Source organism: Paenibacillus sp. W4I10 (genome assembly GCF_030816325.1).
Taxonomy (GTDB): Bacteria; Bacillota; Bacilli; order Paenibacillales; family Paenibacillaceae; genus Paenibacillus; species Paenibacillus amylolyticus_B.
This window is the reverse complement of sequence record NZ_JAUSXX010000001.1, coordinates 2,078,264-2,096,029: the sequence shown is the minus strand read 5'-3', so window position 1 is coordinate 2,096,029 and position 17,766 is coordinate 2,078,264. Positions and strand designations below refer to the sequence as shown.

Annotated in this window: 18 protein-coding genes; 16 read left to right on the top strand and 2 right to left on the bottom strand. The window is 45.8% G+C overall.

The window, feature by feature from the left end; translation table 11 throughout:
* Positions 1–131 precede the first annotated feature (131 nt).
* From QF049_RS09305 to QF049_RS09290, 4 genes are all read left to right on the top strand, one after another.
* The gene (locus tag QF049_RS09305; RefSeq protein WP_307536805.1) at positions 132–1,289 is read left to right on the top strand and encodes a type III polyketide synthase; all 1,158 of its coding nucleotides are present in this window, start codon (positions 132–134) and stop codon (positions 1,287–1,289) included.
* Positions 1,276–1,995, top strand: coding sequence for a methyltransferase domain-containing protein (locus tag QF049_RS09300; protein WP_307536802.1), 720 nt, complete (start codon positions 1,276–1,278; stop codon positions 1,993–1,995). Before QF049_RS09305 ends, QF049_RS09300 begins: the two co-directional genes overlap by 14 nt.
* A 6-nt stretch (positions 1,996–2,001) precedes the next feature.
* Positions 2,002–3,150, top strand: coding sequence for an NAD(P)/FAD-dependent oxidoreductase (locus QF049_RS09295; RefSeq protein ID WP_307536800.1), 1,149 nt, complete (start codon positions 2,002–2,004; stop codon positions 3,148–3,150).
* A gap of 179 nt (positions 3,151–3,329) precedes the next feature.
* Positions 3,330–4,520: an aminotransferase-like domain-containing protein gene (locus tag QF049_RS09290; protein ID WP_307536798.1), complete on the top strand. Its 1,191-nt coding sequence runs from the start codon at positions 3,330–3,332 to the stop codon at positions 4,518–4,520.
* Positions 4,521–4,587: 67 nt separating this feature from the next.
* Here QF049_RS09290 and QF049_RS09285 read toward each other — a convergent pair whose 3' ends face one another.
* The gene (locus QF049_RS09285; RefSeq protein ID WP_124114590.1) at positions 4,588–5,013 is read right to left on the bottom strand and encodes a MaoC family dehydratase; all 426 of its coding nucleotides are present in this window, start codon (positions 5,011–5,013) and stop codon (positions 4,588–4,590) included.
* 164 nt (positions 5,014–5,177) lie between these two features.
* Here QF049_RS09285 and QF049_RS09280 point away from each other — a divergent pair, with 164 nt between their 5' ends.
* The 10 genes from QF049_RS09280 (at position 5,178) to QF049_RS09235 (ending at position 14,589) form a co-directional block, all read left to right on the top strand.
* Positions 5,178–6,173, top strand: coding sequence for a LacI family DNA-binding transcriptional regulator (locus QF049_RS09280; protein WP_307536795.1), 996 nt, complete (start codon positions 5,178–5,180; stop codon positions 6,171–6,173).
* Between the two features lie 116 nt (positions 6,174–6,289).
* Complete coding sequence (locus QF049_RS09275) at positions 6,290–7,174, top strand: AraC family transcriptional regulator (protein ID WP_190945632.1); 885 nt, start codon at positions 6,290–6,292, stop codon at positions 7,172–7,174.
* A gap of 85 nt (positions 7,175–7,259) precedes the next feature.
* On the top strand, positions 7,260–8,525 hold the full coding sequence (locus QF049_RS09270) for an ABC transporter substrate-binding protein (protein ID WP_307536792.1): 1,266 nt from the start codon (positions 7,260–7,262) through the stop codon (positions 8,523–8,525).
* Positions 8,526–8,579: 54 nt separating this feature from the next.
* Complete coding sequence (locus QF049_RS09265; RefSeq protein WP_091016465.1) at positions 8,580–9,470, top strand: carbohydrate ABC transporter permease; 891 nt, start codon at positions 8,580–8,582, stop codon at positions 9,468–9,470.
* A 14-nt stretch (positions 9,471–9,484) separates the two neighbouring features.
* On the top strand, positions 9,485–10,366 hold the full coding sequence (locus QF049_RS09260) for a carbohydrate ABC transporter permease (protein ID WP_124114594.1): 882 nt from the start codon (positions 9,485–9,487) through the stop codon (positions 10,364–10,366).
* 199 nt (positions 10,367–10,565) lie between these two features.
* Positions 10,566–11,588: a spore germination protein gene (locus QF049_RS09255; protein ID WP_307536789.1), complete on the top strand. Its 1,023-nt coding sequence runs from the start codon at positions 10,566–10,568 to the stop codon at positions 11,586–11,588.
* Complete coding sequence (locus QF049_RS09250) at positions 11,572–11,976, top strand: spore germination protein (protein ID WP_307536788.1); 405 nt, start codon at positions 11,572–11,574, stop codon at positions 11,974–11,976. Before QF049_RS09255 ends, QF049_RS09250 begins: the two co-directional genes overlap by 17 nt.
* Before the next feature lie 41 nt (positions 11,977–12,017).
* Positions 12,018–13,133: a GerAB/ArcD/ProY family transporter gene (locus QF049_RS09245; RefSeq protein ID WP_167483557.1), complete on the top strand. Its 1,116-nt coding sequence runs from the start codon at positions 12,018–12,020 to the stop codon at positions 13,131–13,133.
* An 18-nt stretch (positions 13,134–13,151) separates the two neighbouring features.
* A complete protein-coding gene (locus tag QF049_RS09240) occupies positions 13,152–14,327 on the top strand; it encodes a Ger(x)C family spore germination protein (protein WP_307536784.1) in 1,176 nt (391 codons plus the stop codon).
* Positions 14,311–14,589: a hypothetical protein gene (locus tag QF049_RS09235; protein ID WP_124114598.1), complete on the top strand. Its 279-nt coding sequence runs from the start codon at positions 14,311–14,313 to the stop codon at positions 14,587–14,589. The genes QF049_RS09240 and QF049_RS09235 overlap by 17 nt, the downstream gene beginning before the upstream one ends.
* 87 nt (positions 14,590–14,676) lie before the next feature.
* Here QF049_RS09235 and QF049_RS09230 read toward each other — a convergent pair whose 3' ends face one another.
* Positions 14,677–15,951: a stalk domain-containing protein gene (locus QF049_RS09230; RefSeq protein ID WP_307536781.1), complete on the bottom strand. Its 1,275-nt coding sequence runs from the start codon at positions 15,949–15,951 to the stop codon at positions 14,677–14,679.
* A 181-nt stretch (positions 15,952–16,132) separates the two neighbouring features.
* On the opposite strand from QF049_RS09230, the gene QF049_RS09225 reads away from it, so the two are divergent.
* Both QF049_RS09225 and QF049_RS09220 read left to right on the top strand, forming a co-directional pair.
* Positions 16,133–16,501 (top strand): hypothetical protein, encoded by a 369-nt coding sequence (locus QF049_RS09225; RefSeq protein WP_307536779.1) that lies wholly within the window; start codon positions 16,133–16,135, stop codon positions 16,499–16,501.
* Positions 16,502–16,519: 18 nt separating this feature from the next.
* On the top strand, positions 16,520–17,752 hold the full coding sequence (locus QF049_RS09220) for a sialidase family protein (protein ID WP_307536776.1): 1,233 nt from the start codon (positions 16,520–16,522) through the stop codon (positions 17,750–17,752).
* Positions 17,753–17,766 lie beyond the last annotated feature (14 nt).

The following is a 17,766-nucleotide window of genomic DNA, read 5'->3' as shown; positions in this document are numbered from 1 at the left end:
TAAACCAAGCTTCTGAGCTTGCGGATGTGTTAATAAACTAGATTAGGAGCCTTCTTGAGATTATAACGATATCGTTAAGGGTAAGAGTTGTTAAATTAGAGGAAATAATGACCAATATCAGGAGGTTTATTATGAACCAATATAACAGTCCATCCGATATCGCGATTCTTGGCATGGGAACGGCTCTACCTGCTCACCCCGTAGCACAGTCAGATATTGCAGAACTAATCGCTTCTTCACTTAAGGATCGGCCAGATTTGGCCCGTTTTGCCAAGCGAATATTCAAGTCCTGTGGTGTTGAAACACGATATACCGTGGAACCGAGCTATCTCGGTTCACTGGAAGAATGCCGATATCTGCCCTCTGGTGAGCGATCAGACATCCCGACAACGGAAGAACGAATGAATACATACAAGCGGGAGGCGCTTCCGCTCGGGATTGAGGCGGCAGAAAAAGCCCTGGAGGATTCAGGCGTATCTCCAAAGAGCATCACGCATATCATCACGGTCAGCTGCACCGGTCAATATCTTCCGGGTCTTGATGTTATGCTCATCCGTCATTTGGGTATGTCTGCCCGAGTTAATCGACTGCCGCTGATCTTTCAGGGGTGTGCCGCAGGGTTGAAAGCCATTCAGATGGCACGAGATGTCGTGCAGGGAGCTCCCGGATCACAGGTCCTTGTGGTCTGTGTAGAGTTGTGCACCATTCATTTTCAGCCCGTACAAGATCGGGAAGCGCTGTTTGCAGCTTCATTCTTCGGAGACGCTGCTTCTTCCTGTGTAGTGGGTACACCAGAACCTCAGCACAAGAATGTTCTGAGTCTGGGCACGGGTTATTCTGTGCTTCTTCCGGATTCGACTGAAGATATGACCTGGGAGGTGGGGAATCTGGGGTATGACCTGTATCTATCCCCTCGTATTCCAAAGCTGTTAGGTGTTCACCTGGAAGAGGAACTGCGTCTCTTATTGCAAAGTGAACAGCTTCCTGAACTATGGGCCATTCATCCGGGAGGACGTGGGATTGTGGACTCTGTGCAGAATGTAATGAAACTGCGAGACGAGCAAACAAAGTATAGCAGGGATGTCCTCAGAACGTATGGTAACTTATCTTCCAATACCATTCTGTTTGTACTGAATGCGATGCGTGAGGACATGAAGGTACAGGGTCAATCCTCTACAGATGGTGTAGCCATGGCATTTGGACCGGGACTCACCGCAGAGTTGATGAAATTCACTTATGTACCCTCATTAACTTCAGTGATGGAGGAGCACGATCATGTCCTTTTTTAGAACATTGTCCATTCGAGCCAAGGAAGATGAGCTGATGGATGACTTCACTCTGGGAGGGGAGGAGCTGCGTGAAGCGCTTAGACATCTGAGACGTCTTAACAAAATATTTGCAGCACCTGGCCCAACTCTGGCTGGTGTAGAGAAGTTGTGGAACACTGTCGGCAGGCCGGATAAGCTGACTCTGCTGGATGTGGGGGCAGGTTCAGGAGATGTGAACCAGAAACTACTGCAATGGGCAGATCGTCAGGGTGTTCAACTGGAAATTACGCTGGTTGATCTGACGGAAGAAGCGTGTGAGGAAGCGAGACAACTATTCCGTGACGAACCCCGAGTCCGGGTACAACGTGCCGATCTTACACAACTGCCGGATGCTTCAGCAGATATCGTGACAGGTTCCCAGTTTGTACATCATTTTGACGGAGATCAGCTGGTTGATATGGTTTCTCATATGCTGCGAGCATCCAGATACGGTGTCGTCATTAATGATATTCACCGCCACCCCGTATCTTATAAGGCGGTCTGGATTACTACACGGATGATCTCGCGCAATCGGTACATTCGTCATGATGGGCCTCTTTCCGTAGCCAAAGGTTTTACAGGGAGGGATTGGAAGGAACTTAAACAACGTCTCAATCATGATACGATGACCTATGAATGGAAGCCCTTATTCCGTTACTCTGTTGTTATTCCCACGAAAGGCAGGTGAGCTTACGTGTCGAAATCGATAGATGTGATTGTCATCGGAGCCGGAATTGCCGGCAGTACATGTGCAATGCAACTGGCAGGGAAAGGCCATCGGACCCTTTTGCTGGATCGCCAGGAGTTCCCGCGGCACAAAACCTGCGGTGAGTTCATGTCACCCGAAACCAAGGAGATGTTAGAAGTTCTGGACATTCACCTTCTGGACCAGTCGAAGAAACCCAGCACCATGGATCATGCCAAAATCGTTATGCCACAAGGCGGAGTGATTGAAGCACCGCTGCCGGGATTTGCATATGGCATAAGTCGATATGAGCTGGACCAGATTTTGCATCAGAAGGCTCTGGAGGCCGGAGCCCAGATTGTGACCAAAGCGACCATAACGAGCATCGAGCAGCTTGAGGATGCCAGTTATGAGGTTCAGGTGAAACAGGGAGATGAGCGGATCAGTTACAGAGCCAAAGCCGTTATCGGGGCACATGGGACCAAAAAACCGCGCGGGATGGCTTCCGCACCTGATCTGCGGGACCAAACCATATACGTTGGCGTTAAGTCCCACTTCAGCGGGATAGAGATTCCCGCACGGGTAGAGTTATATTTTTGCGAGGGTGGTTACGTGGGCATTTCCCCGATTGAGGATGGCATTGTGAATGTCGCCGCATTGTTGACACTGGATACCGTTCAGGGAAGTGGCAAGTCTGTAAACGATATTTTACAGGCGGCATCCCTGACAAACGTGAGTTTGGCAGCCCGTTTAGCCGAAGGAAAGCCTGTAGATGGAACGCAAGTGTCGATTGCACCGCTGCATCTGTCCAATGTTCCTGAGCCGTGGTTTCAATATCCGCATATTGGGGATGCCATGCTGATGATACCACCCTTATGTGGAGACGGAATGTCCATTGCCCTTCGCTCCTCACTCCTGTGTGCAAGGTGGACTGACAAATACCTGCAAGGCGACATTGAACATGCCGATTGGCAGAGTAATTACACGCTGGAAGCAAGCCGTGAATTCACTCAATTGCTCAGACGTGCAAGAAGAATTCAAAAGCTGGCTTTTGCCAAGACCAATAAATTCTATCCTGGTCTGGCCCGGATGATCCCCGGTCTAGCCGCTTATGTTGTGAAGGCCACACGGTTATCCGAGATGAACGCAGCGCGCTAATAGGCTGAAATTTTGCTCAATACTTATGCGAAAGAGGTTGCTGACGGCGGCCTCTTTTTTGGCGTACAAACATTAATTTTGTGGAGACAGTTTGGAAATTCGGGAAATGCTCGTATAATAGAGTCTAATGTAATGATAGAGAGTTAAGTCAGATGAAATGTCGGGAGGCACTATTTAAGATGAACTATTCATTTTCCAATCGTATCGCTGCACTGCAACCATCCATTATTCGCGAGATTCTGAAGGCTTCTTCGGGACAAAATGTGATTCCATTCTCCGCGGGAAATCCTGCTCCGGAAACCTTTCCTATTGAAGCAATTCGCACGTTCACCCAAACCATTCTGGAGCAAGACCCGGTCACGGCTCTGCAATATGGAATTACAGAAGGGTATGTTCCCCTCAGGGAAGCCTTGACTCAACATCTGAAGACAGGTTTTGATACGGGTAAGCCATCCGATCAATTGTTCATTGTATCTGGAGCGCAGCAGGGGATTGAACTGGCCTGTAAAGTGTTCTGTAATGAAGGGGACACGATTATCTGTGAGAGTCCGAGCTTTATCGGCTCCCTGAACTCCTTCCGGGCATCCGGTGCAAAGCTTGCCGGTGTTCCGATGGAGATGGACGGCATGGATATCGAGAAGCTGGAGCAGGCGCTGCAGACGGAGCCCAATGTGAAACTGATCTATGTGATCCCAAGTTTTCAGAACCCTACCGGTGTAACGACGAGTCTTGCGAAACGTAAGGCCATATACGAGTTGGCTAAGAAGTATGGCGTTATGATTTTGGAAGATAACCCGTACGGAGAGCTTCGATTCAATGGAGATGATGTGCCAACCATCAAGTCTATGGATGATGAGGGTCTGGTCATCTATGTTGGATCATTCTCCAAAATTTTGTCGGCGGGACTGCGTGTTGGTTTTGTACAAGCGCCACATGAAGTGGTGGAGAAGATGGTTGTTGCCAAACAGGGAGAAGACGTACATACGGCTATGCTTCCACAGATTCTGGCATACAAGTTCATGACAGAGTATGACTACGCGGGGCACATTAACAGTATTCGTGAGGTCTATCGGAGAAAAGCAACATTGATGATGGACAAGCTGCAAGAGTATATGGGTGAGTCCATTACCTATACTCAACCGGATGGTGGACTGTTCCTCTGGTGTGACCTGCCAGCACATGTGCCCATGCTTGATTATGCCAAGACAGCGGCAGCTCAAGGGGTTGCGGTTGTACCGGGAAATGCATTCCTGGTGAACGAGCAAGACCCTTGTAATGCCATCAGACTTAATTTCTCAACCCCGTCAGACGAACAGATTATCAAGGGTGTAGAGATTTTGGGGCAGGTATTGAAGGGCTACAACGCCTAATATGACAAAACGCAATATATCCATGAGAAGTCGCCCATTGGCGGCTTCTTTTGGCCTTTCGCAGCCCTTAATTATCGATTAATGCACTTAATTCTGCCTGAAAAACCTTTTGATTCTTCTGATTGAATGTACTCAGCAGCACGGTAACAATCCCATTTCCTTTTCGTCTGGGTGTCAATCCAATGACTTCTGCAATGACATGAAGTTCATCATCCGGATAGACAGGCTTCAGGAATTGAATGTTATTCATTCCGGTGCCCGCCACGACATGCTCTCCATAGACCCCGACCTCAATCCATAATTTAAAGGAGATATTCATCGTTTGCATGCCGGAAGCAATTAAACTGCCAAAGCGGCCTTGCTTGGCCTTTTCCTCATCCAAATGCATGTACTGTGGATCATAGATTGTGGCAAACTCAATAATATCACTCTTGGATAATGCCAAGGATGTGGTTTCGTAGCGCTGACCTATTACATATTCACTAAATCTCATGAAGGCACCTCGGTTTCTTTAATATGTTTTTTCGTAGTTGATGTTTTGCTAAGAGACATGACTGGACTGACGTGTTAAAATGCTAGTGAACTATCCCGTGTGTATTGCTGTGTTACTGCCATAATGGACTAAACAGATGAAACTGTCTTTGAGGAGTATATAGGATGATAACAATTAAAGATGTAGCCAAGATGGCTGGTGTAGCCAGTTCGACCGTATCTTGCGTACTCAACGATAAAGGGAATGTAAGTGAGCCGACAAGACTCCGAGTACTTGAGGCAGCGACTCAACTCAATTACGTTAGGCATGGTCCTGCATCGGAATTAAAACGAAATAGTACACAAACCATTGGTGTTATTGTCCATGACATGTCCAGTCCATATTTCTCGGATTTGGTGAACGGAATAGAAACGGTCGTCATGAGTCATGGATACGATATGATTGTATGTAGTTCGTTGGGTGGAGAGAAATCAACAGCCCATCGATACATCCGAGAAAGAAGAATTGATGGAGCTATTGTTATCGCTCAGAACATTCAAGATCAATTGCTTATTGAAGCATCTGAAGCAGGATTTCCGATTGTTGTCATGGATCGGGATCTGGATGCTCAACATATTGTAAAGGTTTTGATGAGTGATACGCAAGGCGGTTACTTGGCTACCCGTTATCTGATCGATAAAGGTCACCGGACAATAGCTTATATCAGTGGTCCGTCACAATCGGAATGTAATTTCCATCGTTATCAGGGTTATTTGAAAGCCTTAAAGGAGGCAGGCATCGAAGAGAACCCCGAATGGAAAATTGGCGGACAATACATGAAGCAAGATGGCTACATTGCAGCCAAGAAACTGCTTGAAGGAGAGTTGCCCTCCGCTGTTTTCTTTGCTAATGATGAAATGGCAATCGGCGGCTTGGAAGCCTTCAGGGAGCATGATATTTCAATTCCTGAGCAGTTATCCGTAATTGGTTTTGACAATATACCTGCATCTCAGTATATGAATCCACCACTAACCACATTTCGTCAGCCGAAGAGGGATGCAGGCCAGCTTGCAGGTCATGTTCTCTTCCAAATGCTGAATGGAGAGATCGTAGAGACGTTATATACACTGGACATCCAATGCGTGGAACGTGATTCTGTTCGGCTCCTCAACCTGAGTTGAGGAGTTTTTTCCATTCTATAGAATTTTAAATACTTAAAAAGAAAGGAGAGTAGCCATTTGTGCATAATATAAAGACGAGGAGTTTTTTTCTTTGGAAATAAATGGAGGGTGATACGATGGGCGTACCCACTTTTTTGGAGACAGGTCATATGCAAGAAGGTTTTCCCATTCGGGTAATTCACACAGGAAATCAGTTCAATTATGCCGCGCACTGGCATGATGAGGTTGAACTGATTCTTGTCAATGGTAAGAGCGCCAGAATTGGCGTGAACGACCACGTTTGTGAGTTGGAAAAAGGGGATGTGCTGCTGATCAAACCAGGGGATGTGCACTGTTTTTTTCCGGGGACTGAACAGCTAACCATTATCTTGTTCCGACTCGAATTGTTAACGGGAAGTTTCACGACCGAAGCCGAAATTCAGGATCTCGGACAACTTTTCAACAAAACAACAGTTATTCCCTCGAATACGGGAAGTCAGAGCAATCTGGCTCATTATATAGATGTCATCATTACCGAGAAGAAAAATCAGAAGCCGGGATATCGGTGGTTAATGGTATCCAGATTATATGATCTCATCATACTTTTACTACGTACAATCGTACCGGTTCCCACCGATGAATCAACATCTTCAGGATGGCCCTGTACTTCCTCCAAAAAATTTGAATTCCTTGAATCGGTATGTGAATACCTGGAGGAGCACTATGCTGAACCGATCAAGCTGGAACAGGTGGCGGAACATATTAAATTCAGCAAGTTCCATGTCTGCAAACTGTTCAAAGAGATCAAGGGCGTAACACTGATGGAATACTTGAATCATTTTCGAATTATCAAATCCGAGTGGGCCTTATTGTTCCGTCAGGATACGATTCTGGAGATTGCGATCGGACATGGATTTAACAATGTTAACTCCTATAACCGTCTTTTCAAAAAATATAATGACTGCACACCCTCCGAATTTCGTAAAAAACATCGTACGAATATCACAAAATATGGAGGGTAATGCACAATATTTGTGGAGAAAGGCCTCTCCAAAATCAATATACTCTAATAAATTGTAAGCGTTTCCTTTTTGAAGGAGGGGGCCTATGAAGAATTGGTTTAAGCCAACTATTGTATTTGTATGTGCAGCGATGTTGTTAGCTGGTTGTCAGTTCAGTCCATCGAGTCAAACCAAGCAACAGGAGATTACTGTGTGGAGTTTTACGGATGAAGCAGGGTACGCCATCGAGAAATTCGAACAGCAATATCCTGACATCAAAGTGAACTTTGTCAACATCCCTGGTAATTTCTATATCACCAAGCTGAAATCTGCGCTACAGACAACCTCGAAGGCTCCAGATGTATTTATGATTGAAAATGCGAATATTCGAGAACTGATTGACGTTCCTTATCTGGAGAATCTATCAGCTTCTCCGTACAACGCCAATGAACTTATCCAGGAACAATATGCTTTTGTACAGGCCAATGAAAAGGACAGTGAAGGAAATGTCAGAGCGATAGGTTATCAGGGAACACCAGGGGGCATCTATTATCGTCGGGATTTGGCGAAGAAATATCTGGGCACCGATGATCCTGAGCAGGTGGGTTCACAGATCGATACATGGGAGAAAATCTTCGAGATTGGAGAGAAGGTACAGCAACTTAGCGGGAATAAAGTGCATGCATTGGCGAATTGGAACGCTATATCGAATTCATATGATGGTATACCTTGGGTGAAGGAAGGCAAACTCGTCATCGATCCAACCTACTTGGAAGTGCTCGATCTTGTACGTGAAGCACGTGAGCGGAAAGTACTTGCCGAGTATGATGATGGAAGTGCCGGTTATGCTGCATCTATGCAAAAAGGAGAGGTCATGTTCTATCCCGGGGCAACCTGGGCCCTGCAATTTACGTTCAAGGCAAATGCCCCGGATACCGAAGGCTTGTGGGGATTGGCACAGGGACCTTCAGCGTTTAGTGCAGGCGGAACTTATATAGCGATGTATAGTAAAAGTGACAAAAAAGATCTTGCCTGGAAGTTTATCGAGTTCTATAACTTTAACCACGACTTTCTGTCGGAGTTAGCGAAAGAGCAGGATTATTTCACAAGCAATATGGTTGTGAATGATGAACTTGCCCCGTCTCTCTCATCGTCTTATTTGGGAGGACAGAAGCATTTCGAGTTTTTCTCGGAGGCTGCAAAACGGGTACCTGTATACGAACGCACCAAATATGATGCCACGATTAACAATGATATCTACAAGATTGTACTCCAGTTATATCTCAATAAGGACATTCAGACCAAAGAAGAAGTCGTAAAGCGAATCAAACGTGATGTCACCTTGAGATTTCCGGAGCTGGAAGTGGATTAGCTTAGAAGTAAGCGAATGAATATACACATCCGATGATAACTGGGGGGATAGAACATGTTTGCCAAAACGATTCGCAAGGACCATTACGGCTACTACTTCATTGCTCCGTTTTTTATTATTTTCACCATTTTTGGGCTTTATCCCATTTTATATTCGCTTTATATCAGTTTTACCAACTTTGATGGCATCACGACGCCTGACTTTGTAGGGATCGGTAACTACGTCGCCGTACTACAAGACCCGTTGTTCTACAAAACCTTGTTTAATACGTTGTTCATCTGGGGCGTATCTGTCGTTCCGCAGCTGACGATCTCCCTGGTGTTGGCCTTTATTTTGAATGATAAGCTGCTCAAAGGACGGGACTTTTTCAGGGCCGTATACTTTTTTCCGAATATCGTAACGGCTGCATCCCTTGGGTTGCTTGTCAGCTTGATTTTTGACTGGCAGTCTGGCGGACTGAATCATTTTTTGGTGCAGACCGGAATCATACAAGATCCAATTAACTGGAAAAATGATCCGTGGTTTATGCGTCTGATTGTGTCCTCGATTCTCTTTTTCCAATACTTTGGCTATTCCATGGTCATCTACCTCGCAGGTCTTCAGGGGATAGACCCGTCGCTACTGGAAGCTGCCCAGATGGATGGAGCGAAAAAGAAACATATTTTCATTCATATCATCGTGCCAATGCTCCGTCCAATTATTCTGTTTCAGATGATCACATCCATAATTGGTGGCATTCAGATTTTTGATCAGCCATTTACATTAACCAATGGTAATGGTGGTCCTGACAGGGCAGCCATGACAAGCATTATGTATCTCTATAATGTCGCATTTCAGAGTACTCGTTTTGGTTACGGCGCTGCAATCGCATTTTGTCTGTTTATTATCATCATACTGTTGTCCGTTGCATCCTTCATCATGACCAAGCGGAAGAGCCGTTCATAGGGAGGGGAGTTCTCATGCAAACTGCAAAATCAGTTGAACAACCAAATGCAGCGATTCAGCAATATGCCACCACAAGGCGACTGACGGCAGGCAAGATCATCATCTATCTTTTATTGATTGGTCTTGCCGTGCTGTGCATTATTCCATTTTATCTGATGCTCATCTATTCAACACATAACAATGCAACGATTGCTTCAACATTCACCTTTCTTCCCGGATCGTTCTTAGTGGATAATTATATGAACATGGTATCGAAAATTAACATTTGGCGTGGATTTGCAAACAGTATTTTCATTGCTGGATCATCAACCGTGTTGTCTCTGTACATTGGTGCTTTGACCGCATACGGTTTTGCCAAATTTAAATTCAAAGGGCGGAACTGGTTGTTTCTGTTTCTGTTAGCGACCATGATGGTGCCGGGTCAACTGGCCTTGATTGGGGTATATCGCCTATTCAGTATGTTGGGGCTTCTGGACAGTTATGCCGCAATTATTTTGCCTGCTGCGGCTAACGCGTTTAATGTATTCTTTATCAAACAGTTCATGGAGAGCAGTATCCCGGATGAGATTATTGAATCTGCGCGGGTGGACAGTGCCGGTGAGTTCCGGACGTTCAATCAGATTGTACTGCCTATTCTGGGGCCGGCGATCGCCGCCCTTGGCATATTCACGTTTATCGGATCATGGAATAATTTCCTGACACCGCTGGTACTATTTTTCTCCCTGGATAAATATCCGCTTCCGGTATTGGTTGCACTAGTGCAGGGGTACTATGGAATGGATTATGGGCTCTTGTATTTGGGTGTAGCGATCTCAATCCTGCCTATTATTATTGTATTCTCTGTATTTTCCAAACAGATTATTGGGAGTGTTGCTTTGGGTGCTGTGAAAGGATAGCGATCAATAGAAAATAGGGAATTGCAAAGAGCAAGATCAACGGATTCATAGGAATGAATAGCGTTCTATATCATCAGAGTCGCTCATGAGGGCGGCTTTTTTGGCATTCTATATTTTGCGTATATATCCCATCTGATAAGTAAAGGATACCTTTAACTGAGAATATCTGGACGGAGCGTTTACGGAAAGGGGAGGCGTCATGGACACATCAGCGATAACACAACAGGACCTGCCATTAACCGGATATCTTGCTGTTGATCAAGAAATGTTAAGCTCCGTTTTTGCAGGTTGCTCGGATGTTGTGTTTCATACATTTCAAACCGCATGCCTTACTTCAGCGCTATGCGTATATTGTGTTGGTGTATGCGATACGGAGCGGCTGGAACGACAGGTACTAACGCCCATTCAGGAAATGGGGATCGAAGCTGCGCAAGTTCCCCTAGCTTCTGTTAAGCATGTTGAAACGACCACTCAAGCAGTACAGGCCATATTAGAGGGGGAGGCTCTGTTACTGCTGGACGGTTCAATAGGCGGAACTACATACCCTCTATACCAAGCTGCAAATCGTTCAACGGAAGAACCGTTAGCTGAATCGACCGTGCGTGGTGCACGGGATGGGTTCACAGAATCGTTGACCATGAATATGTCTCTTTTGCGTAAACGTCTCAAGACACCTGCATTGAAGCTTCATACACGTAACATGGGAGGTCGTACAAACACCAGTATTTCACTTGTATACATGGAGGGGATTATTGACCCCAAACTTGTTAAAGAAGTGGAGACACGACTTGCCGATTTAAAGCTCCAAGACGTACTGGAGAGTCAATACATTGAAGAAGGCATTATCGATGAACGATATTCACCATTTCCACAGATGATTGCGACGGAGCGTCCGGATGTCGTTGCTTCCAACTTGCTGGAAGGTCGGTTTGCTATTCTCGTTGACGGAACGCCGTTTACCCTTATCGCGCCAGTAACCATTTTTTCCATGTTACAATCTCCCGAAGATTATTATCAAAATGTGTTCATGAGTGTTTTTGTACGCTGGCTGCGATACATTTTTTTTGTTTTATCTATGCTGCTTCCATCGGCTTATGTAGCGATTACGACGTTTCATCAGGAGATGATTCCTACCGTATTACTTCTCAGTATTGCTCGGGCGAGAGAAGAGATCCCTTTTTCCTGCACTGGTGGAAGCGCTCATTATGGAAATCGCCTTTGAAGCATTGCGTGAGGCTGGCGTCCGATTGCCCAAGCAGGTCGGATCAGCGGTCAGTATCGTGGGAGCCTTAATTATTGGGCAAGCGGCGACGAGTGCCGGAATTGTCTCAGCCCCCATGATTATCATTGTCGCGATTACCGGTATCGCTTCTTTCATGATACCCCGCTATGCTGCCAGCATCGCGACTCGTCTACTACGTTTTCCCATGATGTTTCTTGCGGGAACGCTGGGACTCACGGGTGTCATGTTGGGAGTCATCTTGGTTGTCATTCATCTAAGCAGTCTTCGTTCATTTGGAACACCTTATCTCTCACCGGTAGCACCTACGATGGCTAAGGAACTTAAGGATGTATGGTGGCGTCCATCCCCAAGGAACAAACCACACTAGAACAATCTACATTTCGAGCAAACAAGGGAGCGGGATTACATATGTTGACTGACAAAGGGAAAATATCGGTGACTCAATTGGCATTTATGGTCTTTCCCGCCATTCTCGCGACGGCTATCTTATCTGTGCCTGGAATTACAATGCACTATGCAGGACATGACATGTGGATGACTCCAATTATAGGTTCTATCGTTGGATTGGCTGCTATTGGTATTTCCGTTGGACTTGATCGTCTGTACCCTGGAAAAACGCTCATTCAATCCAGTGTATTGATTATTGGTCGGATTCCGGGCAAGTTATTCGGCCTGATATATATCGCTTTCTTGCCCCACCTGACCGGCTTGATTATTCGGGAATACGGTGAATTCATTGTCAATAATGCACTTCCGCGTACACCTTTGTTTGTTGTGATGGGTACGATGGTTGTTGTATGTGCGATTAATGTCAGACTCGGGATCGAAGTTGTCGGACGAACCTCTCAGGTGTTTGTTACCCTGCTGATCGTGCTACTGGCTTTGATCTTTATATTATTGATTGGTGAACTGAATCCTGCCGAGCTGTTTCCTTTTATGGAGAAGGGTCCAATTCCCATTATTACGGGGGCTGCTGCACCTGCTGCATGGTTTAGTGAATATATCGTGTTGGCTTTTCTGCTACCTTATGTGAATGAAAAAAAACGAATAACCCGGGTCATGCTGGGTTCCCTTGTGTTTACAACAACTGCAATGACAGTTACCAATCTGTTTTGCCTGTTTTTAATTGGTGATTTGACGGATACATTTGTATTTCCGGTCATGATCGCAGCTAGATACATAACCATTGCGGACTTTCTGCAACATATCGAATCCCTTATTATTGCTATCTGGATTTTCGGTATTTTCGTTAAAATTTCCGTTTTTCTATATATCTTTGCTACATCAACCGCGGAATGGTTTGGTTTGCGAGACTACAAACCTGTGGTTGGTCCACTTTCGTTCCTGTGCATAGTATTTGCTTACTGGGTTGTGTCCGGTGGATCCGGTATTTCCAGTTTGGTTAGCGCTTCAGCTAACTTGTATACGATCAGCATCTTATTAATCCTTCCGGCTATGATCTACGGTGTCGCCTGGCTGAAGAAAGGGTGGACACATTTTCGGAAGAATCGAGCGAACACCTGATTGATGGGGGAGGAGCACTTGCGATTATATAGAGTACTACTAATGCCAATATTGTGTTGTGTGCTTTTAAGTGGATGCTGGGATCGCATCGAGATTAACGATTTGGCTATCGTGCTGGCTACAGGGATAGATTATGAAGATGGCAAAGTACAATTGACTTCACAGATTTTCATTCCGCGAAAGGCGAGTGCAGGAGATAGCAGTGGGAGTGGAGGGAGTCCAAGCGGGGTTACAATGATTCGAACAGCGGAAGGACGCACAATTGCCGAGGCATTGAATCGGTTACAACGTAAAGTTCCCCGGAATATGTTCTGGGGCCACTGCGAAGTCATAATCATTAGTGAGCAAGCCGGCAAACGCGGTATCCGCGAGTACATCGATTTTTTCCTGCGTTACCCTCAGTTCAGGGAGCATGCATATGTCTTTTCCAGCGATAAGGCTGCGAAAGATATCCTTGCGTTACTTGATCCACTGGAGCGAAGTTCTGCTGAATCGTTGCGTGAGATGGCCAATCTGAAGTTAGGTACACGTGTTACTGCGCTTGAACTGGCTAAATCTATTGAAGGTCCGAGCAGTTCCGCCATTTTGTCTCGCATGTTAATCTTACCCCCGGAGCCCGATCAGGATAAACTGACGACTACGCCATATGTGAAAGGTCTGAGCTTGTATAAGAAGGACCGCTATGTCAAGACGGTCAAAGAACCACTAAGCGTAGGTGTATTACTACTTGCAAAAGAACTGAACAGCATTATCATGCCTGTTGAGTTTGAGCCGTTAGAGGGTTCTTTCTCGATAAGACTCATTGAAAATAAAACTTCCTTGAAACCGCGAATTGTAAACAAACAGTGGAGTATGAAGGTCGACATCCAAACCAGGGGAGAAGTGGTGTTAAATACGACGGATGCCAATCTGACTGATCCCGCTGTATTAACTAAACTGGAAAAGGAATGGTCGGCTAAGCTCACATCTTTGGCTCATGATGCTTTAGACATGTCCCAGAAAGAGCTGCGCTCCGATTTCTTCAAATTCGCAGTTGAATTCCGCAGATATTATCCGAATCAATGGAAAGCGCAGGAGAAGAACTGGGAAACCATCTATCCTGATATGGACGTGGAAGTCAAAGTAGATGCACATGTAGTACGTACCGGAAAATCAACAGGACCACAGGGGATACCTAATGAGGACGAAAGTTGAACAGAACGGCTCCGGTTACAAGCCTGAGAAGAGAGGTGATTGCATGAAACTAGGCTCAATCCTTGGAATATTGATGCTGGCGACTGCGATAGTGTATGGAGAGTGGAAGAGCAGCAAAGAAAAGCGAGCCAGAATATTGAGCGCGGGATTTACTGCTGTGGCGGCAGTAATTGGGATCATTCTTCTCTTTCAGCCCCGTTTGCCTGGTCCTACCCAGTTTGTGAAGCTTATATTTGGAAGTGTGGATCAATTTATAAAGTAAGATGATGGGAAAAAGAAGGACCTAGTCTCTGCGTACCAGAGGCGCGGTCCTTCTTTTAGTTAAGTGAGCTCTATCCAGTCAGAATGTTTACTCTTTAATCACAGAAGCGTTCACGGCATCTTCCATCTTTGTATTGTAGGAACGGAACAGACCCAGACGCCAGAACGCGGCTCCTTTGAGGTCATAACGTTTGGCAAGACCGAGCTTATCATCTACAGAGGAGGGCGTTTCACTGCTTAGACTGATACCGAGCAGAAGCTTGCTCTTCGGGACACCGGCCTGTATGGCTAATTGAATCGCCTGATCTACAAGACTATTTGGCTCAGGTACCTGAGATTTGGTGCCAACCGGATTATACTGATAGGCCATAATAATAAGATCATCTGCAATAGAGGCAAGAGTTTTGTAATCATAACCTTTATAAGCACTATTTAGCGGGGGTACCGCCAGAGATAAAGCTGTGTCCTGGGGCAAGGAACTCTTTAGTTGTTTCACGTAAGCATTGAGCAGCTTCTGTTGTTCTACTGCATCCAGTTTAAAGCCCAGTCCTTCAAAATCCAGAACAACTCCGCCAAAACCATGCTCTGCGACAGCAGCAGTTATGCCTTCGATCGATTTCTGACGCAGGTTGGTGTCACTCAACACTTTGGTCAGTTCGCCGTTTCCGTCCAATGCATATACCATTAGTTGCGGTTGGATACGCTGATCTGCTGCGTCAGCAACAATGGACTGCGGCGTAATATCACCCGCAGCAGCAGGAAGACGGTACTCTTCCCCCTGGAGTGTAAACTGACCTTCGCGATCAATGCGGCTCCAGCCAAATGCTACAGAATTCATGGAAGTAATGAGATCCTTTTCTTGAAAGGATTGCAATGCATAGAAGGCTCTCAGGTGCATCTCGCGTTGTGGGGAGACGAGGGAGACCGTCTTGGTTGCCTGATTCCAGCTTACTTGTACACCGAATTGGTTACTGAATGAACTTAATGGAATAAGTACTCGTCCTTCCCGCTGAACTGGTGGCGCAGGAAGTTTTACGTTCTTTCCGTTTACGGTTGCTGTAGTGCTGCCTACCGTTAATACTACCTCGGTGGTTTGACCTTTTACAGCATTCGTTGCTTTTACAGTCTGCGTTTTGCTGTTCCACGTTATATCGATACCAAGAGCCTCTCCAACCGTCCGAAACGGAACATAAGTGACACCCTTATCCATGCGTGGAGCTGCATCAAACGTTAAGGGGACATCGTCCAGTTGAACGGTAATGGCCGGAGCAGCATAGGCTCCACCGATATTTGGGGTGTTTCCAAGGACAGAGAGAGTAATCACTGTAACCGCAGCAATTTTTCCTACACGCTTAATGAACATCGTCTGTTTCCTCCAACTTGGTACATAATAGTAGATTCTTGCTTTAAAAGTAATCTAGTAATCTAGCATATGTAGCATAACAAATTTTTCATATCGTTCCAATATAAGAGTCGAAGTTTAGTCATATTGGTGGCAAGAATCGTAATATACTTTACTATATATTGCGGAAGGAGTGTGCTTTTTGCCAAACTCTACGGGTTTTATATACAATCCGACCACCGGTGTAACTCAGTCCACGCAGCTCATCGTGACTTGCATTAACGATTCTCTTAATGCTCCTGTTAATATTGAGCTTGAGGTTTTCAGGTGGGATACTACTCAAACTGCACGTATTGCGATTGGTCATGATCTGTTTGAATTACTGCCCCAAACGACAAGAACATTGATCTATCCACTAATCAATGCAGCTTTTTTCGAGGTGCAAAGTGATTATTTTAGCGCTACAAGCACTATCATTCATGTATATGGTGTTGATTCTACAGGCCAGATTATCCAGCGTGTGCTTCAATCGGAGATGACATTAATTGACCGATTCACAAATATCCCTTAAAGGAAGAGAGGTGAGCAGATGGCAGTTGTGAATATTACTGGAGCATTAGCAGGCAGCCAATTCGAACCTTCAATTGCAGTTAATACGTTGAACCCGAATATTATGTGCGTAGTAGCTGTGGATACCAGTACCGGACCAACATTGACTGGATTCTATCGTTCCATTGATGGAGGGAGTACCTGGTCTACAACGACACTTCCTCAACCAGCAGGATATGCAGGAGCAGAAGCACCAACAATAGACTATACGTTTCCCAATACCTTTATCGTTACCGTTCACTTGTTTAACGGGATTAATGATGGGACGATTGCAAGTTACACCTCATTTGACGATGGGTTAACGTGGCAGCCACCGGTTATCGTGCAGGCAGGTTTCGGTACCATTGTTCATAATGATGAGCCTTACATAGCCGTAGACCGTTCTCCTGGTAGCCCCTATCGAGGCAATGCATATGTCGGATATACCCCACTTGCCACGACTTCTTCCGCCATATTTACACAACGGTCGGTCTCACAGGGGTTAACCTGGGAGCCACCTGACCGACAGTCGAATCCGCGAGGAATTCATGACCGGGCAGCGCTGGCTGTTGGATTCTCGGGTGAGGTCTATGCAGGCTACATCATAACAGGGCCTGCCAGCCCTTCTGCACTTTTGCGTATTTCCTACGATGGGGGCATTACCTATCAACCTCCTCTGGATAGACAGGCGACATTCATCTCATCCGTTGTGCCAGCTCCTTCGCCTTTACCTGTACCGAATTACGCTTTTCGGGTACAGACCAATCTAAGTCTGGGAGCAGATATTTCCGTTGGACCTAACAGTGGAACCGTATATGCCGTATGGAATGATGCACGAGCTGGCTATACTGATGTATTACTCTGCGAATCTCCGGATGGTCTCCTGTGGTCAGACCCGATCAGTATTACAGGCGCTCCTCCAGGCACGCAGAATTTCTTTCCTTCCATAACCGTATCTCCGTTTGCCGGGACGATCAGGGTCATTTATTACAGCAACCGAATTGACGGGTTCCTTCTGGATGTTTTTGTGGCAGAATCGTTCGATGGCGGGGCGAGCTTCACCAACCGTCGAATCACAACCACATCTTTCAATCCCAATGGTAACTCTCCGATGCCAACGGTACTGATTGGGGACTACATCACTGCTGCAACGTATGCTCCAGATAATTTAGCAGCCGTGTGGATGGCCACAACACCACCCACGGGTAAGCTGGATGTTTACTTTGGAAACTAATTTATTTTAAATGA